This is a genomic window from Janthinobacterium pasteuri, assembly GCF_051380775.1.
GTDB lineage: Bacteria > Pseudomonadota > Gammaproteobacteria > Burkholderiales > Burkholderiaceae_D > Janthinobacterium.
This window is the reverse complement of record NZ_JBNYXS010000029.1, coordinates 40,581-63,824: the sequence shown is the minus strand read 5'-3', so window position 1 is coordinate 63,824 and position 23,244 is coordinate 40,581. Positions and strand designations below refer to the sequence as shown.

Genomic DNA, 23,244 nt, shown 5'->3' with positions numbered 1-23,244 from the left:
AACGAGACGCACGCCGGCAAAACACGCCTCGGCACTAGCCCCCAACACGGGCGTTCCGGGCCAAGCGGACCTGAAAAATGTCGAGGGCAAGGCGCAGCGACGCAGACAGTACGCATGTACGGCAAGGAGCTGCAACGCCGCCATCGGCATTTTCTCAGGCCCGCGTCTCCGGCCCGCCGTGTTCAAGTTTTCAAGCGCTCTTCGGCTCCAGCGGGAAGCGTATCTTGTAATGCAGCCCCATGCCTGGTGCACTGACCACCTTCACCGTGCCGCCCAGCGGCCCCGTCACGAGGTTATACAGGATATGCGCACCGAGGCCGCTGCCGCCCGAACCCCGCTTGGTCGTGAAGAAAGGGTCGAACAGCTGGCCCAGGGTGGCGTTATCCATGCCCATGCCATCGTCGCTGTAGTCGAGTTCCAGCATCTCGCCGGCCGTCCTGGCACTGATCCTGATCTTGCCCGGCTCGCCTTCGACAAAGCCATGCACCAGTGAATTGACCACCATGTTCGTGACGATCTGCGACACGGCGCCCGGATAGCTGCGCAGCTGCAACTCGGGTGCGCAATCGATGTCTACCCTGATCGGCTTGCCCTTCAGCTTGGGCTGCAGCGAGAGCAGGATTTCATCGAGATATTTACGCAAATTAAAGCTGCGCAACTCGTCCGAAGACTGGTCCACGGCCACCTGCTTGAAGCTGCGCACCAGCGCCGCGGCACGCTGCGTATTCGTCGTCATGATGCGCAGGGTCTGGTCGATGATGTCGAAAAACTGCCGCAAACCGTCTTCATCGAGCTGGCCGCCGTCCAGGTCTTCGCGCGTCAGCTTCAATTCCTGCACCAGATGACTGGTGGCCGTCACGCAAATGCCCAGCGGCGTGTTGATTTCATGCGCCACGCCCGCCACCAGGCGGCCCAGCGAAGCGAGCTTTTCCTGGCGCACCAGTTCCGACTGCGCTTCCTGCAAGGCACTCAGGGCGCTGTTCAGGGCCGCGTTCTGCTCTTCCAGCGCTTCCTTGGCCTGGCGCATGGCGCTGTCGGCCTGGATGCGGGCTATCGCCACGGCCACATGGCTGGCCATGAAGGCCAGCACGTCCAGTTCCGCCTGCCCATACACGACGGAAGTGTCGTAGCTTTGCACGATGATCACGCCATATTTGCGCTCGCCCAGCAGCATGGGCGCCCCCATCCAGCTGGCGATGCCCACATTGCCCAGCGGCTCGCCGATCTCGCCACTGGCCACCAGCGCCGCATAGCTGTCCGCATCGAGCAGACAGGCCTGGCGGCGCGCCAGCACGTACGAACTCATGCCGATGCCGTAATGAAAGCGCTTCACGGGCGCCTGCGCATCCTTTTCATCGACAAAATACGGGATCGTGATGTCCTTGTTGTCCGGATGGTACAGAGCGATGAGGAAGTTCTTCGCCGTCACCAGCTCGCTGATGATGGCGTGCAGGCGCGCATACAGGGTCGTCGCATCGGACGCCTGCGCCGACAGGTTGGCGATTTCATACAGCGCATGCTGCAGGTTTTCCGCGCGGCGCCGCTCGGCCACCTCGTGTGCCAGCAGGGCCGTGCGCTCCTGCACCGCCTTTTCCAGCCGGTCCATGCTTTGCATGCCTTGCAGGGCGCTCGACACGTGCGTGGCGATCAGCGCGAACAGGGCCTGGTCTTCCAGGCTGAAGTGATGCTGCTCGTCGTAGCTCTGGATGACGATGGCGCCCAGCACCTGGTGCTGCTGATCCAGCAGCGGGCAGCCGATCCAGTGCTCGGCCGCCGTGCCGCCGCCCCAGGCGCCGCCACCGATGGCGCGCATGGCATCGTCGTCGGCCGTCATCACCAGCTGCTTGCGATTGACGATGACCCACGCCGTGGGCGACTGCGCGGCACTGGCCAGGCGCACGCCCTCGTCCGGGTCGGGCGCGGCGTCGAATTCATCGACAAAGTAGGGAAAGCGCACCAGGCCGTCGTCACGGTCGCTCAGCGCCACATAAAAATTAGCCGCATACATGATACGGCCCAGCGCCGCATGCACCGCCTGCAGGAATTCGCTGATATCGCTGCAGGTGCTCGAACGCTGCCCGATTTCCAGCAACACGTTTTGAACGGCTTCCAGACGGCTGAGACGGCTTTCCATGGGTAACTATGTGCCTTGTGTCGATATGTTCTGAAAATCAATATTATCAGTTCAGCCCAGCCTTGGCACGGCATAAAACGCACAATCTTGCCTTGAAGCAGCGCAACACACGCCACGCCGGCATTTGCCACGCTGGCGATACAGTGGCAGACTAGGCCCCTTCCTACAGTCCAGACCGTCCTCATGACCGCCACGCTACGCGCCTCGCTTCGCCCCTATACCCTCGCTGGCCTGCTGGCCTTTGCCGCGCTGGGCATGCCGCCGCTGTGCGCCGCGCCAGCCAAGGCGCCGGCGGCGGAAACGGCCGATGGCGGACGCTATTTTGGCCCCCTCGTCGCGGGCAAGATGCATGGCCAGGGCCGGCTCGAATACGCGAGCGGCGCGTTTTATGCAGGGGGCTTCGCACGCGGCGTTTTTTCCGGCCAGGGCACGCTACGCCAGGCGTCCGGCGTCGAATACACGGGCGCCTTCCGCCAGGGTGCCTTCGATGGCATCGGCCGCTACACCTCGCCCAAGGGCGAGATTTATGCGGGCAGCTTCGTCAACGGTAGCTTCGAGGGGCAAGGCCGCTTCCAGGGCGCCGACGGCGCCACCTTCGAAGGCCATTTCAAACACTGGCGCCCGCACGGCGTCGGCAAGCTGACCGACACGGACGGCACCGTCTTCGAAGGCGACTTCGTCCAAGGTCAGCTGCAAGGCAAAGCCAGGGTCAGCACCAGCGACGGCATCCACTACGAAGGTGAGCTGAAAGACTGGAAATTCGAAGGCGAAGGCGTGCTGCGCACGGCCGAGGGCGATGAATACCGGGGCAGTTTCAAGAATGGCCAATTCGACGGCAAGGGCGTGCTGCGCTACGCCGTCGCACAGGCGGATGGCCGGCGCGAAGACAGCGGCAACTGGACGGAAGGCCAGCTGGACGACCCGGCCCTGGATAAACTCACGCGCGACAATATCGAACTGGCCCTGTACAACCAGCGCACCCTGCTCGACGGCGCCCTGGCGCGCATCGCGCCGCGCAACGCGGCGAAAAAGATCAATCTGTACCTGCTGGGCGTGGCCGGCGATGGCACGCAGGAAGTGTTTCACCGCGAAACGGCCTTCGTGCAGCGCCAGTTCGACCGCGATTACGGCACCGTGGGCCGCTCCCTGATGCTGATCAACAGCCGCAACACGGTGGCGCAGCAGCCGATGGCCACGCGCACCAGCATAGCCGCCAGCCTCGATGCGCTGGGCACCAAGATGGACAAGCAGAACGACATCCTGTTCCTGTTCCTCACCAGCCACGGTTCGCCCGAGCACGAACTGGCGCTGGCGCAAAACGGCATGGACTTGCACAGCCTGCCCGCGCAGGAGCTGGCCACCATGCTCAAGCACAGCGGCATCCGCTGGAAAGTCATCGTGATCTCGGCCTGCTATGCGGGCGGTTTTATTACGCCATTGAAAGATGACAACACCCTCATCATCACGGCAGCGCGCAGCGACCGCACTTCGTTCGGGTGCGACGACCAGAACGATTTTACGTATTTCAGCGAAGCGTATTTCAAGGAGGCGCTGCCAAAGAGTGCCGGCTTTGCCGAAGCGTTCGAGCAGGCCAAAGTGCTGGTGCAAGCGCGCGAGGCGGCCGATTTCCGCGCAGGCGACATGGAGGCGGAAGAGCATTCAGAGCCGCAAATGTTCCAGGGCAAGGCCATCGCCGCACAGCTGAAGGCGTGGCGCGCCCAGCCACGCTAAGCTGGGCACGGCCGCCCGCCTTTCTGTACAATAGCCGTCACCATGCGACGATTCTTCCTCATTTTGCTGCTATTCGTGCTTCCGCTCCAGATGTCCTGGGCTGCGGCGAGCGCGTATTGCCTGCACGAAGAAGGCAAGGCGGCGCAGCACCTGGGCCACCATAGCCACCAGCACAAGGCGGATGCTGACAAGAAACCCGCGGCTGACAAAGCTGAACAGCAGAAAAAAGGCCAGCCGCACAGCGATTGCAACGTCTGCCATGGCGTCGGTCATGCGTGGCTACCGGCCGGCTCCAGCCTGCCCGTCGGCGACATGGCCTCCGTCAACGCGGACACTGCCCCCTTCTTTTACGCTTCCCACATCCCGGACGCTCCCAAGCGCCCTGACTGGTCGTCGGCCATCTAGGCCGACGGGACGTTTCAATCACTTATCGCCATATGCGCGCCTGACTAACTCTGGCGCAAGCCTGTGCGTCCCGTCGAATTCTTTTCCATGCTTTTGGAGAATTCGATGTACCGTTCCATCTATCTATTATGTCTCTGCGCCGGCCTGTTGGCCGGCAATCTTGCCTACGCGCAATCTAGCGTGGAACCCGCCGCGCCCCTGACCTTGTCCGCCGCGCTGCTGCTGGCCGAAGGCGGTAACGCCACCCTGTCGGCCGCCCGCCATGAACTGGCGGCGCAGGGGGGCGCCCTGCAGCAGGCGCGCGCCCTGCCCAATCCGGAACTGCAAACCGTGCTGGAAGACACGCGGCGCGCCACGCGCAGCACCACCGTGCAGCTCAACCAGCTCATAGAACTGGGCGGCAAGCGCGGTGCCCGCACGGCCGTGGCCCAGCGCGGCGAAGACCTGGCGCAAGCGGGCCTGTCCCTGCAGCAGGCGGACACGCGCGCCGCCGTGACTGCCGCCTTTGTCGACGTGCTGGCCGCCCAGGAAGGCTTGCGCCTGGCCGACAGCGCGCAGGCGCTGGCCGCGCGCGCCAGCGACATCACGGCGCGCCGGGTGACGGCCGGCAAGGCGTCCCCTGTCGAAGAAACGCGTGCCAGGGTTGCCGAAGCGAGCGTGCGGCTGGAGCTGAACCTGGCCCGCAGTACCCTGGCCAGCGCCCGCAAGCGCCTGGCCGCCCTGTGGGGCAATGCCACGCCGCGCTTCAGCGTCGCGGAAGGACGCCTGGAAACCTTGCCCGAGCCGCCATCCGCCAGCGAACTGGCGGCACGCCTGGCCCAGGCCCCGGCCGTGCGCCACGCGCACAGCGCGCTGGCGCAGCGCCAAGCCATGCTGGACGTGGAACAGCGGCGCGCCACGCCCGATGTCACGCTCAGCATCGGCATGAAGCGCTCGGAAGAGCTGGGCCGCAACCAGGCCATCATCGGCCTGGCCTTGCCGCTGCCCCTGTTTGACCGCAATGCCGGCAACAAGCTCGACGCCTTGCGCCGCAGAGACAAGGCCAGCGACGAGCTGGCCGCCGCCCACATCGCCGTGCAGACGGCCGTGGCTGCCGCCAGCGAACGCCTGGCCACGGCCCGGCTCGACGTGGAAAGCTTGCGACAGGACATCTTGCCCGGCGCACAAAGCGCCTACGACGCGGCCAGCAAGGGTTTTGAGTTCGGCAAGTTCGCCTTCCTCGACGTGCTCGATGCCCAGCGCACCTTGCTGCAAGCCAAAAACCAATACCTGCGCGCGCTGACCGAAGCGCAGCATGCCGCCGCCGAGATCGAGCGCCTGCTGGGCGCCCCCGTTCCCCTGTAAGGAAGAACCGACAATGAATATCAAACTCGACAAGAAACAAGCGATCGCCATCGGTGCCATCGCGGCCACCGGCATCGTGCTGGCCGTTCTCATCCTCGGCACGGGCAAGTCCAAGACTGCGCCGCCCGCCGCCGTCAAGACGGAAGCACATGCAGAAAAGAAAGACGAACACGGCCACGAGCAAGTGGAAGGCCGGCTGGAATTGACGGCTGCGCAAAGCCGCGCGGCCGGCGTCGTCATCGCCACGGCCGCGCCAAGCCGCATCAAGACAACCGTGGCACTTCCCGGTGAAATCCGTTTCAATGAAGACCGCACGGCCCACGTCGTGCCGCGCCTGGCCGGCGTGGTGGAAGCCGTGCAGGCTGACCTGGGGCAGCTGGTGAAAAAGGGGCAGATCCTGGCCGTTATCGCCAGCACGGAACTGTCGGAACAGCGCAGCGCATTGCTGTCGGCGCAGCGGCGTTTATCCTTGGCCCGCTCTACATATGAACGCGAAGAAAAACTGTGGCGCGAGAAAATTTCGGCGGAGCAAGATTATCTGCAGGCGCAGCAAACGTGGCGCGAGGCGGAAATCGCCGTTCATAATGCGCAGCAAAAGCTCGGCGCGCTGGGCGCCAGTGGAGCCAGCAAGGGGCCGCTGAACCGCTACGAGATCCGCGCGCCGTTCGACGGCATGGTGCTGGAAAAACACATCACCCTGGGCGAAGCCGTCAAGGAAGACGCGAACATCTTCGTCATTTCCGACCTGTCGACCGTGTGGGCGGAAATCGCCGTGCCGGCGAAAGACCTGGCCACCGTGCGCATGGGAGGCAAGGCGGAAGTGAAAGCCAGTGCATTCGACGCCAGCGCGCAAGGCACGATCACCTATGTGGGCGCGCTGCTGGGCGAACAGACGCGCACGGCCAAGGCACGTATCAGCTTGCAGAACCCCGACATGGCCTGGCGTCCGGGCCTGTTCGTCAGCGTGGAAGTGGTGTCCGGAGAAGCGGACGCGCCCGTCACCGTGCACAGCACGGCCATCCAGACGGTGGAAGACAAGCACGTCGTCTTCGTGCAAATCAAGGATGGCTATCAGGCCACGCCCGTGGTGCTGGGGCGCAGCGATGGCAAGTTGACGCACATCAAGCAGGGCCTGGCCGCCGGCACGCCGTACGCGGCGCAAGGCAGCTTTGTGCTGAAGTCCGAGCTGGGCAAAGATGCCGCCGGCCACGAACACTGATCACGTCAAACAAAAGGAAACCATCATGTTTGAACGCTTGATCCGCTTCGCCATCGACCAGCGCTGGCTGGTGATGCTGGCCGTGGCCTTTATCGCCGGCCTGGGCATCTACAATTACCAGAAGCTGCCCATCGACGCCGTGCCCGACATCACCAATGTGCAGGTGCAAATCAATACCCAGTCCGCCGGCTATTCGCCGCTGGAAACCGAGCAGCGCGTGACGTTCCCCATCGAGACGGCCATGGCCGGCTTGCCGAACCTGGAACAGACGCGCTCGCTGTCGCGCTATGGCCTGTCGCAAGTGACGGTGATCTTCAAGGATGGCACGGACATTTATTTTGCGCGCCAGATGATCAACGAGCGCTTGCAGGAAGCCAAGGAAAGCTTACCGGCCGGCATCACGCCAAAGATGGGGCCCGTCTCCACGGGCCTCGGTGAGATCTACCTGTGGACGGTGGAAGCGCAAGACGGCGCAAAGAAGCCCGATGGCACGCCGTACACGCCCACGGACTTGCGCGAAATCCAGGACTGGATCATCAAGCCGCAGTTGCGCAATGTCACGGGCGTGACGGAAATCAATGCCATCGGCGGCTACGCCAAGCAATACCAGGTGGCGCCCTACCCTGAAAAACTGGCCGCCTACGGCATCAGCCTGCAAGACGTGGTGACGGCGCTCGAGCGCAACAACAGCAACGTGGGCGCCGGCTATATCGAACGGCAGGGCGAGCAGCTGCTGATACGCGCGCCAGGCCAGGTAGCATCGAAAGACGACATCGGCAACACCGTCGTCGCCAATGTGCAGGGCGTGGCGATCCGCATCCGCGACGTGGCCGATGTGGTGCTGGGGCGCGAGCTGCGCACGGGCGCGGCCACGGAAAACGGCCGCGAGGTGGTGCTGGGCACGGTGTTCATGCTGATCGGACAGAACAGCCGCGCCGTCTCGCAAGCGGTCGACAAGAAGATGCTGGAAATTAACCGCAGCCTGCCGAAAGGCGTGCACGCCGTCACAGTGTATGACCGCACGGTGCTGGTCGACAAGGCCATCAATACGGTGAAGAAAAACCTGCTCGAAGGCGCGGTCCTGGTGATCGCCATTTTGTTTCTGTTCCTCGGCAATATCCGCGCGGCCGTCATCACGGCCATGGTGATTCCGCTGGCCATGCTGTTCACGTTTACGGGCATGGTGCAATACCATGTGAGCGCCAACCTGATGAGCCTGGGGGCGCTGGACTTCGGCATCATCATCGATGGCGCCGTGGTGATCGTGGAAAACTGCGTGCGCCGCCTGGCCCATGCGCAGCAAAAACTGGGACGGCCGTTGACCTTGCAGGAACGCTTTCAGGAAGTGTTTGCGGCATCGCAGGAAGCGCGCCGGCCCTTGCTGTATGGCCAGCTGATCATCATGGTCGTGTACCTGCCCATCTTCGCGCTGACGGGCGTGGAAGGCCGCATGTTTACGCCAATGGCCCTGACGGTGGTGATCGCCCTGCTCGGTGCCATGCTGCTGTCGATCACCTTCATCCCTGCCGCCGTGGCGCTGTTTATTGGCGACAAGGTGGCGGAGAAGGAAAACGCCATCATGCGCGCGGCCAAGCGCTGGTATGCGCCGCTGCTGGGCAAGGTGATGCGCAATACGCCCGTCGTGCTGACGGGCGCGGCGGTGGCCGTATTGCTGTCAGGCTTGCTGGCCACGCGCATGGGCAGCGAATTCGTGCCCAGCCTGAACGAGGGCGACATCGCCATCCAGGCCTTGCGCATCCCCGGCACCAGCTTGACGCAATCGCTGGCCATGCAGCAGCAGCTGGAACGCAAGCTGATGAGTAACCACAAGGAAATCGCGCGCGTGTTCGCCCGCACGGGAACGGCCGAGATCGCGTCGGACCCCATGCCGCCGAATATTTCCGATGGCTACATCATGCTCAAGCCCCGCGATCAGTGGCTAGAGCCGAACAAATCACGCGAACAGTTGCTGGCGGAAATCGAAGCGACGGCCACCAGCTTGCCGGGCAACAACTACGAGTTTTCGCAACCGATTCAGTTGCGCTTCAATGAATTGATTTCCGGCGTGCGCAGCGACGTGGCCGTGAAACTGTTCGGCGACGACATGGCCGTGCTCGACAGCACGGCAGCGAAGATCGCGGGCGTGCTGGGCAAGATACCGGGTGCCACCGAAGTGAAAGTGGAACAAACGACGGGCTTGCCCATGCTGACGGTGCAGATCGACCGCGAGCAGACGGCCCGCTACGGCCTCAACATTGCTGACGTGCAATCGGCAATCGCCACGGCCATCGGAGGGCAAGAGGCAGGCACTCTCTTCCAGGGCGACCGCCGCTTCGACATCGTCGTGCGCCTGCCCGACAGTCTGCGCAACGACCTGGAGCAATTAAAGCGCCTGCCCATCGCCCTGCCCCTGGGGGCGGCGGCGGAGGGCCGCGCGCGCTTCATCCCGCTCGGTGAAGTCGCCAGCCTGCAAGTGGCGCCGGGGCCGAACCAGATCAGCCGTGAAGACGGCAAACGCCGCATCGTCGTCAGCGCCAACGTGCGCGGGCGCGATATCGGTTCCTTCGTGGCTGACGCCACGCAGCAGTTGCAAGCGCAGGTGGCCATTCCCGCCGGCTACTGGACCAGCTGGGGCGGCCAGTTCGAGCAGTTGCAGTCGGCCACGAAACGCCTGGAGCTGGTGGTGCCCGTGGCGCTGGCGCTGGTATTCGTCTTGCTCTTCACCATGTTCGGCAACGTAAAGGACGGGCTACTGGTGTTCAGCGGCATCCCGTTCGCCTTGACGGGCGGCATCGTCGCCCTGTGGCTGCGCGACATTCCCATGTCGATCTCGGCAGCGGTGGGCTTCATCGCCCTGTCCGGCGTGGCGGTACTCAATGGCCTGGTGATGATCGCCTACATCCGCCAGCTGCGCGAACAAGGCATGCCGCTGCAGGAAGCGATCCGTGCAGGCGCGATCACCCGCCTGCGGCCCGTGCTGATGACGGCGCTGGTGGCGTCGCTGGGCTTCGTGCCGATGGCCATCGCCACGGACACGGGTGCCGAAGTGCAGCGTCCGCTGGCCACCGTGGTAATCGGTGGCATCCTGTCGTCGACCGCCCTGACCTTGCTGGTGCTGCCGCTGCTGTACCGGCTGGCGTACCGCAAGGAAGAGGAGGTGGAAATGCAAGCCGCGCCCGAAGGCGCGGCGGTACAGCTGAGTAAATAAAGACGCTGGAGACGCGCGCTATCGCATGGGCTTAACCCGGCTTGCGATAGCCGCCTTCGATCCAGTGCGCGGCAGACGTGGCATTGAATTTGAACGCGGCCGAGGTACGCACCTTGGCGATCTGCTCGCCATCGGCGTCGTAGGCGCTCAGTTCCGCGTACGGGTGGTCTTCGTCGGGCACGATGTCGAACATCACCTTGATTTGCCCCTCGTCGGTGGCGACAAACAGGTACTTGTGCAACTGCGCATGCAACTGCTGCTCGTGGCGGCGCAACACTTCCGAGGCCGTCTTGACCAGCGTGTTAAACGCGTTGACGTCGAGCGGCTTCGGGTTTTTCTTGTCGCGTCCCATGGTCCACGGGCCCACCAGCGCCGGCTCCGGTTCGCCATCCTTGATCATGGCCACGGCCCAGCCTTCATCTTCCTCGTTCTTGATCACGCGCGCCGTCCAGCCATTGCCTACCCACAGGCGCGGCTCCTGGATCGGGGCGTCATTGTCTTGCTCGGCTGCTTCGTCGGAAAAGTCGGGGAAATCGGTACTCATGGCGGTGCTCGTGATGGAAGGTCGGGGCTAGCATGATAGTCGAAAACGCCCTCCCGTGCCGCCTTGCCGCAAGGTAAGGCGCGCCCGCCATAGCCGATCTCGGCGATATGACAAGCTAACAATGTAGTAGCTTTATTCTAGCAATCGAGCTTTGATATTTCTCAAGTAATACTATTATTATTTTGCAATCTGAATTGTGTTTTTTATATTCAAAAATTGCATTTAGTAATGCCTGGTTACAAGAGACTCTTTTTATCATGCGACGTCCCTCATCCCTGCACGCCGCGCTGCCTCGCCACGCCAGGCACTTTCGTCGTTCCTGATAAAAATAGCTGCATACACCTATACACATTCGAGGGTATCAACATGAAAATCTTGTCCACTCTGGCCTGCGCCACGCTCGCCATCGCCGCAGGCAGCGCCAGCGCAGTTCCCACCTTCACTACCGGCGGTACGGTACTGGCAGGCGAGGGGCTGGTCACGTCGGTCGCGGGCGCCACCACCATCAATTTCAATGATGGACTAGTGCCCGGCAATTACACGGGTAGCGTCTTTACCAGCGATCACCCAAGCTACGCCGCGCAGCCACCGAACGATTTGACGGCCTTCTATTCCGTCGGCGTGACGAATGGCCAGATCACCCCTGGCGTCGCCACCTTCGGTGGAGGACTGAGCTATTTTGGTTTCTACATGGGCTCGCCAGATACGTATAACAGCGTCGTCTTCACCATGGACAATCAGAGCACGGTCACGCTGACGGGATCGCAAATCGCCACGCTGGGCGATATCGGCGCCAATGGTGATCAATCGGTCGGTCTGTATGTGAATGCGTGGGCGGGCGAAGGGGAAAAATTTACCTCGATCGCCTTCCACTCAACAGGCCAGGATGCCTTTGAAAGCGATAACCACGCCTTCATCACCGCCGTCCCCGAACCGGAAACCTATGCCATGCTGCTTGCCGGCCTGGGCTTGCTGGGCTTCATGCTTCGCCGCAAACAATCCTGATGCCATGCAAGCACCAACAAAAGCCCGCGCTTTTGCGGGCTTTTTTCACTACCAGGCTGAGGCTGGTCATTTCTTTCAATGGCCAACCATCAGCACATGGACATGGCAGGCCGGTTGGGCCAGGTCAGCGGTGGACCGGGCGGCACCCAGCGCGGGTCGATGGCTGGCAGTGGCGCATGGTAATTAAAGGGATTGATGATGATCGGCGGTATCGCCGATGGCGCGCCGACGGGTTCGGCGCAGGACTGCGGGGCGCTACGCTGGCGCGTGATTTGATGACCAGAAGGGGATAGCGATTGATCCCCGGTATCTGCAAACAAAAGCATGTTGCCCTCCTTGCGAGACTGAGGTGTTCAGTATAGGACGGCTTGCGCGTATTACAAGAAAAGAAATCTTGTTCCAGATCAGCGTTTTCGGCCCGTACAGACCTCCCATACCGTGAAAATAACCGCCTGTCGCACGCCGCTGGCAGCGCCTGCCGCGCGCCGCTACAGTGTGACCATGCAATACCCAGTCACCCATCCACAGAGGCCCATCATGAAAAAATTACTCACCTTCATCCTCATCGTCATGCTCGCCTGCCTGTTCCTCGACAAGATAAACGGCAGCGACATGCACATGCAGTTCCACGGCGACGATATCGATGGGCCGCTGGAGTGGCTGTTCGGCCTGGTGTTTGCCGGCGGCGGCTTGCTGATCGCCGCCATTGCGCTGGTGTGCGCCGCCGTCATCTCAGGAGTAGTCCTGGCCGGCGTAGGCGTGGTGCTGATCGCCGTGGTGGCCTTGTGCGTGGTGCTGGCGTTGGCGCTGAGCACGCCCGTGCTGCTGCCGCTGCTGATTCCCGTCGCCATCGTCTGGCTGATCGTCAGCCGCAACCGCAAGCTGGCGCAAGCGCGTCAGCACAGCCTGTAATCACTGCGCCATGAACTTGCTGAGCACGCCGTCGCTGCCGCCGTCATTCTGTTCGATGCGGTTGCGCCCGCCCCGCTTGGCACGGTACAGCGCCTCGTCGGCGCGTGCCAGCACGGAATCGGCATCGGCATCGGTACCGGTCATGGCGGCCATGCCGATGCTCACCGTGATGGTAATCAAGATGCCGCCATCGGTGGTCAAGGAACTTTCTGCCACGCGCCGGCGCAACCGTTCGGCAAACACGGCCGCCGCCGCCAGGTCGGTGCCCGGCAGCAAGATGGCGAATTCTTCGCCGCCCACGCGGCCGGACACGTCGACTTTGCGCAGCGCCTGGCACATCAACGCGCCCAGGTGCCGCAGTACGGTATCGCCCACCGCGTGGCCATACTCGTCGTTGACGCGCTTGAAGTGATCGATGTCGAGCATCAGCACGCTGGCGCTGCTGGCCAGCTCGCGCTGCAACCGTGCATGCTCGTTTTCCAGCGCCGCCATGAAGTGGCGCCGGTTTGGCAAGCCGGTCAAAAAATCGGTGGTCGCCAGCTGCAACAATTCCGCGTTCATGCGCTTGCGCTCGGTGATGTCGAGCGTCGACACCATGACAAAGTCCAGGCTGTCCGCATGGCCGGGCATCACCAGCAAGCTCAATTCATTTTGGCGCGCCGCACCATCGAGACGCACGAAGCTGCTCTCGCACTCGTACAAGTGGGCGCCGCCAGCCAGCGCCAGCAGTGCATCGCCGAAACGGGGCAAGGCACTGTCATCGAAATTCTGCGCCAGGCCCAGCGCGCCGCGGCGCTGGTCGTCCTCGTTGGCACGCACCTGCGCCAGCGCGGCGCCGTTCGCATCGATGATGCGCACCAGCCCCGCCAGCCGCTGCAGCGCGTCCGGATTGGCGTGAAAGTGGGCGCGCAGGTCGCGCACGCCTGCTTGCTCAAGCGCATCGAGCGCGGCGCGCACGGCCGACCAGTCCTGCTCCCACAGGGCCACGGGCGCATGGTCATACAGGCTGCGGAAACGCGCTTCGCCGGCGCGCAGGGCCAGCGCCACCTGCGCCTGTTCGATGGCCATGCCGGCCAGGTGCGCCGCCTCGCTCAGCCGCGCCAGATGCGCCGCGCCCGGTAGGGTGGGCTGGCGGTGATACGCCATCATGACGCCAAGCAGCTTGCCCGAGCCGCCACGCACCGGCTCGGCCCAGCACGATTGCAGCTGGGCTCGCCATGCAAGTTCCATCGTCTCTTGCACATTGGCAGCGGCATGCAGGTCGCCCACGATCACGCGCTGGCCGTCGCGCAGCGCTTGCGCGGCGATGCCATGCACGCCCTGCAGGGTGTCGAGGTCATGGCCATGGCTGGACAGGTTAAAAAACGCGGGCAAGCTCGGCGCCGCGCCCAGCACCAGGCGGTGGCGACTTTCATCGAGCAGCAAGATGCTGCACAGCATGGCGGGATGGTCGGCTTGCACGCTCAGCACCACGCTTTCCAGCACCCGTTCCAGCGGCGCGCCCGTGGCCAGCATTTCCAGCACCTGGCGCCGCGTGTGCTCGCGCCGTTCCATCTGACTGCGCTCGCTGATATCGCGGAAGGTCCACAAGCGTGCTTGTTCGTTGCCCAGTTGCATGCTACGCACATATTGCTCGACCATCCGTCCATCGCGCAGGTGCAGCACATCGCGCCGTTCGCGGTGGCCGTGCGGCGCGCGGGCGCGTGCTCCCAGGAAAGGCGCCGCCTGCTCCAGCTGGCTTTGCACATGGCGCACCAGCGCCGCGCCATCGGCTTGCCAGTCGAGCGCATCGGGCACTTGCCACAGGTCGCGGAAGCGCCGGTTCGACATGAAGATGCGGCCATCGATATTGTCGACCAGAATGCCGTCGATGGTCGAATCGAGGATGCTGCGCAGCATGGCCTGGCTGCGCTGCGCTGCCTCGGCCATCGCCAGCACGCTCGCCTGACCCTGCTCCAGCTGGCCAGCCAGCTCGCTCGAGTGCGCCAGCGCCGCCTGGGCGCGGGCGCGACCCGCCGCCAGCAGCCAGGCCGCCAGCGCCAGCACGACGCTGGCCAGCAAGCCGCTCCAGGCCATCAGGCGGGGCCGCGCCAGCAGCTCGCCATCGAAGCCCGGCATGGCGCGCACGCGCAAGGTCCAGACATGGCCGGCGATGCTGATCGCCTGCTGCGACAACAGGCTGTCCGACGCGGCAGACGACTGCGTGCCCGGCAAGCTGTCATACATCAGGGCCGCCTCGGCCAGTTGCGCGCCATCATAGATTTCCAGGTCCAGCTGGCGCGCCCCCTCGCCGCCCACGCCCGCCATCAGGTCGCCCATGCGGAACGGCGCAAACAGCCAGGCGCGCAAGGCGGCGCGCCGCTGTTCCACGCCCGCATGCGGCAAGCCATTGTCATACACGGGCAGCACGACCAGGAAGCCATGCGCCTGGGCGCTGCCACCATCTTGCACCAGGTGGATCTTGCCCGTCATGGCGGCCTGGCCCGTGTCGCGCGCCTGTTCGAGCGCGGCGCGACGCACGGGTTCGGACCAGATGTCATAGCCGAACGCCAGCAGGTTGCTTTCGCTTAAAGGTTCCAGATAAGTGATGGGCGCATGCCAGGCGCGCTGGCCCGGCGGGCGCACGACATAGCCGGGATAGCCCTCCGCGCGCACGCTCGCTTCGTGCCGCTCCAGCCCGGCACCGGGCAACAGCGGCAGGTAGCCGATGCCGTGGATGCCGGGAAACTGGCGATCCACCTGCTGCACCGCCAGATACGCATGGAATTCGCTGCGCGTGACGCCCTGCGAACTGGCATACAGCCCCTGCACGCCGTGCAACACCTGGATGTAGGTTTGCATGCGGACGACGATGTTGCCCACCAGTTGGCGCACGCGGAAGTCAAAATCGGCCTGCACCTGCTGTTCGCTGGCGTCATGGGCATTGCGCCAGGCGCCATACGTCAGGCCCAGACACAGCGCCAGCACCAGCGCGGCCAGCACGCGCGGCCCCACCCAGTGCGACACTGAGCGAGCAAACCACGACGTAGACGCGCGTGTAGGCATGACAGGCGGAAAAGCAGAACAGTTATCCAACCGCTACACGACCAGCAGCATGGCTGGCAGCGGACTGCACGATTACCATCGGTAGTCGATGAGAATGATAGTACGTTACAGCGGACGCCCTTGCAATGCTGAATATTGTATTAAAAAGATCACATATTTCGCCAATGCAATGATGCGTACTCCGGGAAAATTCGATGCCGTGAAAACCATCCCCGTCCGCAGGCAGGAGCGCCCCACATAGCCAGGCCCATTCTGCGCACCCGCTGATGCTGAGCACCGGGGCGCCGTTCACGGCCGAGCTCGACGGCATCATCCAGACGGCGCGGCATTTGTTGGTCGGCAGCCTGCGCCCGCATGCCATCGTGGCCGCGCCGCTTGAAGAAACGGGGCAACTTGCTTACAACTTGCTTACTTCAGGGCTTTGCGCGCCGCGTATTGCTGGTAGCCGTTGGCGCGCAGGGCGCAGGCGGGGCAGGTGCCGCAGCCATAACCCCAGTCGTGCAGCTCGCCCCGTTCACCCAGGTAACACGTGTGCGTGCCGCTGCGGATCAGGTCGACCAGCGGCTGGCCGCCCAGGTCTTCCGCCAAGTCCCAGCTTTGCGCCTTGTCCAGCCACATCAGCGGCGTTTCCAGTTTCAAACGCGTGTTCATGCCCAGGTTCAGCGCCACTTGCAGCGCCTTCATCGTATCGTCGCGGCAATCCGGGTAGCCTGAAAAATCCGTCTCGCACATGCCACCGACCAGCACCGTCAAGCCGCGTCGGTACGCCACGGTGGCGGCCACCGTCATGAACAGCAAGTTGCGCCCAGGAACGAAGGTGTTCGGCAAGCCGTTTTCCTGCATGACGATCTCGACGTTCTGGGTCATGGCCGTATCGGAAATGGCGGAAATCAGGGACAGGTCGATCATATGGTCCTGGCCCAGGCGGCTGTCCCACTCAGACGATTGCTGGCGCATCTGCTCGAGCACGCCGGGACGCACGGTCAGCTCGATCGCATGGCGCTGTCCATAGTCAAAGCCGATGGTTTCCACGCGGCTATAGTGCTTCAAGGCCCAGGCCAGGCAGGTGGTGGAATCTTGCCCACCGCTAAAGAGCACCAGTGCGGAGTCAGTTGCTAGCATAATTTCTTTCTTTTCAGTTTTACTCTGTTGCAATCGTGCGCGCGGAAACGTGATTCCCCGCGCAAAAAATACTTATTCGTCCGCCATCAGTTTACCTATTCCGGTAACATGCAGTCAGCATTTACTCATCTGGAGCACCATGTTTTCTGCACGACCCATACGGCATACAGCTGCCGGCAAGGCGATACGACCACGAATTTTGGCACAAGTAGTGACAAAAGTAATGGGTCAACTGACACTGGCGGCCGCCGGCGGTGCCATCTTGCTGTTCCCCATCGCCCATGCCGGCGCCCAGGAGACCCCGCAAGACGCCGTTGCAGACAGCCCCGTCAGCACGGAAGCGGCGCCCGCGCCGCTGCAGTACGAAGTCAAGGTCAACGCGCCCGGCGACCTCGATGAGTTGCTCGAAAAAAACCTGGACCTGGAACGCTTCCGCGGCAACCCGCGCATGGACCGCGAGCAATTGCAGCGCCTCGTGCGTGATACGCCTGAGCAAGCCAAAAACCTCGTCGCCACGGCCGGCTACTACACGCCCGTCGTCACGGTGCGCGTCGATACGACGGGCGCCAAGCCCGTCGTCATCGTCGACGTCGATCCGGGCGCACCGGTGACCATCGACAAGGTCGAGCTGGAATTGCGCGGCTTCGATCCCACGCCGCCGCTGGCCGCCTCCGAACCGTACGATACGGAAGCGCTCAAGCGCAGCTGGCCACTGAAGACGGGCAGCGTGTTTCGCCAGGCCGACTGGGAATCGGCCAAGCGCGCGCTGCTGCGCGAAGTGGTGCAGACGCGCTATCCGCGCGCCCAACTGGTCGATACGCAAGCCGTGGTTGACCCGGAAACGCACAAGGTGTCCTTGCTGGTGGTGCTCGACAGCGGCCCTGAACTGCGCTTTGGCGAACTGCGCATCGAAGGCCTGAAACGCTACCCGGAAGCCATCATCCGCAACCTCGACAAGATACGCCCGGGCGACTATTACAGCGAATCGGCACTGCAATCGTTGCAGGCGCGCCTGCAGGACACGGGCTACTTTGCCAGCGTGGAAGTGAGCGCCGACATGAGCAGCATCCTGGGCGAGCAGATCGAGGCGGGCCAGGACAGCCAGCAAGCCGAGGCCGCCGGCGCCGTCCCTGAAGCCAAGCCCGTCAACCGCGGCCCCGCGCCGCAGCTGCCGCTGGTGGTGCGCGTGACGGAAAACAAGCAGCAGAACGTCAGCGCCGGCCTCGGTTTCAGTACGAATACGGGCAATCGCGCCCAGCTCAACTACGACAACCTGAATGTGTGGGGCACGCGCTTCAAGAGCGCCCTCACCATGGAAACGAAGAAACAGGCGGCGCACGCCAATTTTTACTTTCCAACGACCGAACGCGGCTACAACGACAGCGCGGGCGCTTCGTTCGAACGCAGCGACATTTCCAATGAAATCACGGCCGTCACCACCATCTCGGCCAAGCGTAACTGGGGCGGCACCAACCTCGAACGCAGCCTGACGTTCGAGTTCCTCAGCGAAGACAAGACCGTCGTCGGCCTGGAACAGACGCGCAGCAAGAGCTTGCCCCTGACCTATGCCATCACCAAGCGCAGCCTCGACAGCCTGCTGTTCCCCACCAAGGGCTATGTCATCAATGCCCAGGTGGGCGGCGCCCTGCTGCCCGTGCTGACGGACGAGCGCTTCGTGCGCGTGGCCGGCAAGGCCGTGTATTACCGTCCGCTGGGCGAAAAAGGCGAGCTGATCGTGCGCGGCGAAATGGGCGCGCTCGGTTCGAAGGAAAAACGCGGCGTGCCGGCCGTCTACCTGTTCCGCGCGGGCGGCGACCAGTCGGTGCGCGGCTATGGCTACCAGGAACTGGGCGTAAAGGAAGGCGACGCCACCGTCGGCGGACGCTACATGCTCACTGGCAGCGCCGAATACCAGTACTGGTTCAAGCCGAAATGGGCGATTGCCGCCTTCTATGACGCCGGTAACGCGGCCGACACGGTGAAAGCGGCCATGACGCCGAAATCGGGCTACGGCCTGGGCGGGCGCTACAAGAGCCCCGTCGGCCCCATCAATGTCGACGTGGCATATGGCCATGCCGTCCAAAAATACCGTTTGCACTTCTCTCTGGGATTCACTTTCTGATGTCTGATATGACTACCGAGGCGCCGAACGCCGCGCCCCCGCCTCCAGTAAAAAAACCGCGCCGCTGGCCCCGCTATGTGCTGATCGCCGTCGCCAGCCTGGCCGTGCTGCTGGGCGCCGCCTTCTGGTTCCTGGGCCGCGAATCGACCTTGCAGATGCTGGTGCAAAAAGTGGCCAGTGCCAGCGGCGGCGAAATCGAAGTGTCGGGCGTGTCCGGCTCGCTGTACAAGCGCATGCACCTGGGCCACGTCAGTTACCGCAGCAAGACGCAGCACATCACGGCTGACAATATCGATATCAACTGGTCACCCTTCCAATTCTTTTCGGAAGGCATCGCCATCAGCGAACTGCACGTAGCCAGCCTGTCCGTGGAAAGTACGGCGCCCTCCGAAGAGCCGTCGAGCATGCCGGCCAGCCTGGCCTCGCCTTTTAAAATCGGCATCAGCGACGCGCGCCTCGACAAGGTCACCCTCATCAGCGCGGGCGGCAACACGGTATTTGAAAAAATTCATTTCACCTTGTCGGGCGACAAGACGCAATGGCAGCTGGAAGACGCCTCGGCGCTGACGCCGTTCGGCCAGGCCACGGCCAGCGCGACGATTGCCGCCACGCAGCCGTTCAAGCTCAGCGGCAAGGCGAGCTTGACGCAGCTCAAGGCCGCCGCCGGTGAAAAACCGGCCGCCTTGACCCTGCAGCTGGGCGGCGACCTGAATGTGCTGAACGTGACAGCCAAGGGCAGCGCGGGCGCAGCGACGGCCGACGCCCAGCTGGCGCTGGCGCCGTTCGACCCCGTCATCATCCTGCGCTCGGCCAGCATCAAAGGCCGCAACATCAATCCGGGCAAGTTTGACGCGACCTTGCCGCAGGCTGACCTGAGCCTGGAGCTCGATGCCGCCATCGACACGCGCCCGAATGCGCAAACCGTGTCGGGCAAGCTGGCCATCCTCAACCATGCCACGCCCGGCCCCATCGACCAGCAAAGGCTGCCGCTGCGCCAGTTCGAAGCGCGCCTGGGCGGCACCCTGACGGCCACCACGCTGGAATCGGCCATCATCGATTTCGGCAACGCGGGCAAATTCACGGGTAGCGGCAAGCTCAACCGCGACGCCGTCGATGCGCCCATCGGCAATGCGCAATTGACCTTGCACACCGACAAGATCGACTTGCAGCACATTTACAGCAGCATCAACAGCACGAAGATCGTCGGCGATATCGTGCTCGACAGCGACGGCAAGGCGCAAACCCTGCGCGCCAAACTGGGCGAAGCCAAGCTGCGCCTGGACGTGGAAGCCACGCTGGCCGATTCCCTGGTGCAACTGCGCAAGGCGACCTTGCAAGCAGGAAAAAGCAGCGTCAACGCGACGGGCCAGATCAGTCTGAAGGATGAACAGCCATTCAAGGCCGTGGCCAATGCCAGCCGCCTCAATCCCGCAGACTTTGGCGCCTTCCCCGTGGCCGACCTGAACCTCGACGTGCGCGCCAATGGTCACGTGGCGCCGCAATGGCTGGCGAATGCGGACTTCACCGTGCGCCCCAGCAAGCTGCTCGACCAGCCCCTGTCGGGCAAGGGCAAGCTGACGGCCGATGCAGCCCACTTCAGCGGCATCGACGTGCAATTGGCGCTGGGCAAGAACAACGTGACGGCCAACGGCAACTTTGGCGGCACCGGCGAAAAACTCCACTGGAATGTCGATGCGCGCCAGCTCTCTGCCCTGCAGGGCGACTTGCTGGGCGCCGTGCTGGCCAGCGGCGTGGTGCAAGGCACCCTGCAGCAGCCGCGCACGACGTTTGTTGCCGATGCGAAGGGTCTGGGCTTGACCAGCGGCAGGCGACCTGCGCCTGACAGCGCCATCCACGCCAGCGGCGAAGTGGGCTTGACGGGTCCGAAGAAGGAAGCGGAATTGAAAATGGCGGGTTCCTTGCAAAAGATCAACCCCGCCGCCTTTGGCGCGACATTACCCAACGGCAGCGTGAATGCGGACTTCAACGGCAGCGGCCGCCTGACCAGCGACTGGCAGGTGGCCCTGAACCTCGGTTTGCGCGAATCGACTTTGCAAAACGCGCCGCTGGCCGGTTACGCCAAGTTGTCGGCCAACGCGAAACGGGTCGACAGCGTCGATGCGGAACTGCGCCTGGGACCGAACAGCCTGCTGGCCAAGGGCGCGCTGGGCGGCGCCACCGACAAGCTGACGTGGAAACTCGATGCGCCGCAACTGTCGACGCTGGGCCCCCGCTTTGCCGGCGTGCTGCATGCGTCCGGCTCCGTCTCGGGCAAGATGGACGCGCCGGCCGCGCAACTGAGCCTCGATGGCCGTGACCTGACCTTCTTTGGCGACCAGCAATTGAAAGCCGTCAAAGGCAGCGCCAGCGTGGGCGCCGGCCAGGGCGCACTCGACCCGATGGTCAGCAGCCTCGACATCACGGGCTACAGCACGCCCACCTTCAAGCTGGCCAGCGCCCGCCTGGGCACGACGGGCACGCGCGGCAGCCATACGCTCAGTGTAACGGCGCGCAATGACGATTTCGATGCCAGCGTGCAAATCCGGGGTAGCCAGAGCGGTGCCAGCTGGACGGGCATGATCGACAGCCTGCAAAACAAGGGCCGTTATGCGCTGGTGCTGCAAGCGCCCGTGCCCGTGAAAGTGGCCGGTCCTGCCGGCAGTGGCGTGGCGGGCCTGGGCCAGCCTGAACAGATCAGCGTGGGCAACACCGTCATCAAATTACCGGCAGGCAGCATCACCATGCAAAGCCTGGTCAAGAACGGCCCCCGCTGGACCAGTTCCGGCCAGGCGGCCGGCGTGGCGCTGACGTATCTGGCGCAAGTGATTCCCTCGCTGCAAGCCAATGCGCGCAGCGACCTGACCCTGGGCGCGCAATGGTCGCTCGACATGCAGGTGCCAACGGCGAAACAGAAGGATCCGTCTTTGGCCGGCATGCTGCACATTTACCGCGAAAAAGGCGACGTGACGGTGGGCGTGGAACAGCCGCTGGCGCTGGGCTTGCGTACCTTCGATGCCCGCGTGGATGTAGCGAACCAGCAACTGCGCCTGGCCGTGAAACTCGATGGCGCACGCGCGGGCCAGAGCGATATCAATGCCACCGTGCAAATGCTGGGCGGACGCATCAGCAACGACAGCGCCCTCTCACTGACGGGCACCACCAATATCGATACACTGGCCTGGCTGGCGCCGCTGACGGGCCAGCCAGGCCTGGAGCTGGGTGGCGCCTTGAAGGTGGCCTTGTCTGGCAGCGGCACCATCGGCGCGCCGCAATTGAATGGCGACATCAACGGCAGCAAGCTGCTGGTGAACTGGGCCGACCAGGGCTTGAAATTGCGCAATGGCGTGCTGCAAGCCAAGCTGGCCGGCGACCAACTGCAATTGCAGCGCCTGAGCTTTGACGGCGGCGATGGCAAGGTGCAGGCAGATGGCTGGGTACGCTTCGCGAATGGCGAAGCGAGCCTGGAATTGAAACTGATGGCCGACCGCCTGCAGGCGCTATCGCGCCCCGACCGCACCCTGATCCTGTCGGGCAACAGCACCCTGGTGCGCAACGACAAGCGTTTCAGTTTTGAGGGCAAGTTCAAGGCCAACCGCGCGCTGATCGAACTGGCGCCGCAAGACACGCCGACACAAAGCAGCGACGTGGTAGTGCTGGGCAAGGAAGTCAAGGGCAGCAAGGAAGCGCCGTCATTGCCTCTGAATATCGACCTGGAATTTGACCTGGGCAATGCCTTCCACCTGCGCGGCATGGGTCTCGATGCCGACCTGGCGGGCAATGTGCGCGCCCGCGTCATCAACCGCGCCGCGCCGCGCGTGACGGGCAGCATCAAAGTCAGCAATGGCCAGTACGCGGCCTACGGGCAAAAGCTGTCGATCGAACGGGGCCTGATCGCCTTCGCGGGCGCCTACGACAACCCGTCGCTGAACATCCTGGCCGTGCGCAAGCGTCCCGAGGGCGAAGCGCTGTCGGAAACGAACGTGGAAGCGGGCGTGGAAGTGCGCGGCACGGCGCAGGCGCCGACGGCCAAGCTGGTCTCCACGCCGAGCGTCTCAGACAGCGACAAGCTGGCCTGGCTGATCCTGGGCCATGGCGCGGAAACGGCGGCCGGCGATGAAATGGCCCTGCTGACGACGGCCGCAGGCGCCCTCTTCGGAGGCTCCGGCGGCGGCCTGCAAGGCAAGCTGGCCAATTCGCTGGGCCTCGACGAAGTGGGCCTGTCGCAGGCGCAAGGGCTGGAAAGCACGGTCGTCACCGTCGGCAAGCGCCTGTCCTCGCGCGCCTACCTGACGTTCGAGCAAGGCACCAGCACGGCAACGAGCCTGGTCAAGCTGCGTTACAAGCTGAACCGCCGCATCACTTTGCAATTCCAGACGGGTACCAACAATGCGCTGGACGTTTTGTACACCTGGGCGTTTGACTAGTCAGACGTTGGACCAACAAACAACAAAGG

14 protein-coding genes are annotated in these 23,244 nt (G+C 63.7%); 9 read left to right on the top strand and 5 right to left on the bottom strand.

The genetic code is table 11. From position 1 onward, the window contains the following. Window positions 1–190: 190 nt before the first annotated feature. On the bottom strand, window positions 191–2,134 hold the full coding sequence (locus ACQ4WN_RS23035; RefSeq protein ID WP_436553626.1) for a GAF domain-containing sensor histidine kinase: 1,944 nt from the start codon (window positions 2,132–2,134) through the stop codon (window positions 191–193). 183 nt (window positions 2,135–2,317) lie between these two features. On the opposite strand from ACQ4WN_RS23035, the gene ACQ4WN_RS23030 reads away from it, so the two are divergent. From ACQ4WN_RS23030 to ACQ4WN_RS23010, 5 genes are all read left to right on the top strand, one after another. Beyond that, complete coding sequence (locus tag ACQ4WN_RS23030; RefSeq protein WP_436553625.1) at window positions 2,318–3,865, top strand: C13 family peptidase; 1,548 nt, start codon at window positions 2,318–2,320, stop codon at window positions 3,863–3,865. A 42-nt stretch (window positions 3,866–3,907) separates the two neighbouring features. Continuing rightward, window positions 3,908–4,270, top strand: a complete 363-nt coding sequence (gene czcI, locus ACQ4WN_RS23025) for a cation efflux protein, CzcI family (protein WP_436553624.1) — start codon at window positions 3,908–3,910, stop codon at window positions 4,268–4,270. A gap of 105 nt (window positions 4,271–4,375) precedes the next feature. Then, the gene (locus ACQ4WN_RS23020; protein WP_436553623.1) at window positions 4,376–5,614 is read left to right on the top strand and encodes a TolC family protein; all 1,239 of its coding nucleotides are present in this window, start codon (window positions 4,376–4,378) and stop codon (window positions 5,612–5,614) included. Between the two features lie 13 nt (window positions 5,615–5,627). Next, window positions 5,628–6,833, top strand: a complete 1,206-nt coding sequence (locus tag ACQ4WN_RS23015) for an efflux RND transporter periplasmic adaptor subunit (RefSeq protein ID WP_436553622.1) — start codon at window positions 5,628–5,630, stop codon at window positions 6,831–6,833. A 25-nt stretch (window positions 6,834–6,858) separates the two neighbouring features. Continuing rightward, window positions 6,859–10,041, top strand: coding sequence for an efflux RND transporter permease subunit (locus ACQ4WN_RS23010; protein WP_436553621.1), 3,183 nt, complete (start codon window positions 6,859–6,861; stop codon window positions 10,039–10,041). Window positions 10,042–10,072: 31 nt separating this feature from the next. Here the strand turns inward: ACQ4WN_RS23010 and ACQ4WN_RS23005 are convergent, their stop codons facing one another. After that, window positions 10,073–10,585 (bottom strand): hypothetical protein, encoded by a 513-nt coding sequence (locus ACQ4WN_RS23005; protein ID WP_436553620.1) that lies wholly within the window; start codon window positions 10,583–10,585, stop codon window positions 10,073–10,075. A gap of 366 nt (window positions 10,586–10,951) precedes the next feature. On the opposite strand from ACQ4WN_RS23005, the gene ACQ4WN_RS23000 reads away from it, so the two are divergent. Further along, window positions 10,952–11,590 carry an Npun_F0296 family exosortase-dependent surface protein gene (locus tag ACQ4WN_RS23000; protein WP_436553619.1) on the top strand — a complete coding sequence of 213 codons (639 nt, stop codon included), beginning with the start codon at window positions 10,952–10,954 and terminating at the stop codon, window positions 11,588–11,590. 89 nt (window positions 11,591–11,679) lie between these two features. Here ACQ4WN_RS23000 and ACQ4WN_RS22995 read toward each other — a convergent pair whose 3' ends face one another. Beyond that, window positions 11,680–11,916: a hypothetical protein gene (locus ACQ4WN_RS22995; protein WP_436553618.1), complete on the bottom strand. Its 237-nt coding sequence runs from the start codon at window positions 11,914–11,916 to the stop codon at window positions 11,680–11,682. A gap of 211 nt (window positions 11,917–12,127) precedes the next feature. Here ACQ4WN_RS22995 and ACQ4WN_RS22990 point away from each other — a divergent pair, with 211 nt between their 5' ends. Beyond that, window positions 12,128–12,502, top strand: coding sequence for a hypothetical protein (locus ACQ4WN_RS22990; RefSeq protein ID WP_436553617.1), 375 nt, complete (start codon window positions 12,128–12,130; stop codon window positions 12,500–12,502). Here the strand turns inward: ACQ4WN_RS22990 and ACQ4WN_RS22985 are convergent, their stop codons facing one another. Next, window positions 12,503–15,508 (bottom strand): sensor domain-containing diguanylate cyclase, encoded by a 3,006-nt coding sequence (locus ACQ4WN_RS22985; protein ID WP_436553616.1) that lies wholly within the window; start codon window positions 15,506–15,508, stop codon window positions 12,503–12,505. It abuts the gene before it with no gap. A gap of 447 nt (window positions 15,509–15,955) precedes the next feature. Next, window positions 15,956–16,669, bottom strand: a complete 714-nt coding sequence (queC, locus tag ACQ4WN_RS22980; RefSeq protein ID WP_436553615.1) for a 7-cyano-7-deazaguanine synthase QueC — start codon at window positions 16,667–16,669, stop codon at window positions 15,956–15,958. 223 nt (window positions 16,670–16,892) lie between these two features. Here queC and ACQ4WN_RS22975 point away from each other — a divergent pair, with 223 nt between their 5' ends. Then, on the top strand, window positions 16,893–18,791 hold the full coding sequence (locus ACQ4WN_RS22975; protein WP_436553614.1) for an autotransporter assembly complex protein TamA: 1,899 nt from the start codon (window positions 16,893–16,895) through the stop codon (window positions 18,789–18,791). After that, window positions 18,791–23,215, top strand: a complete 4,425-nt coding sequence (locus tag ACQ4WN_RS22970; protein WP_436553613.1) for a translocation/assembly module TamB domain-containing protein — start codon at window positions 18,791–18,793, stop codon at window positions 23,213–23,215. The genes ACQ4WN_RS22975 and ACQ4WN_RS22970 overlap by 1 nt, the downstream gene beginning before the upstream one ends. Window positions 23,216–23,244: the final 29 nt, after the last annotated feature.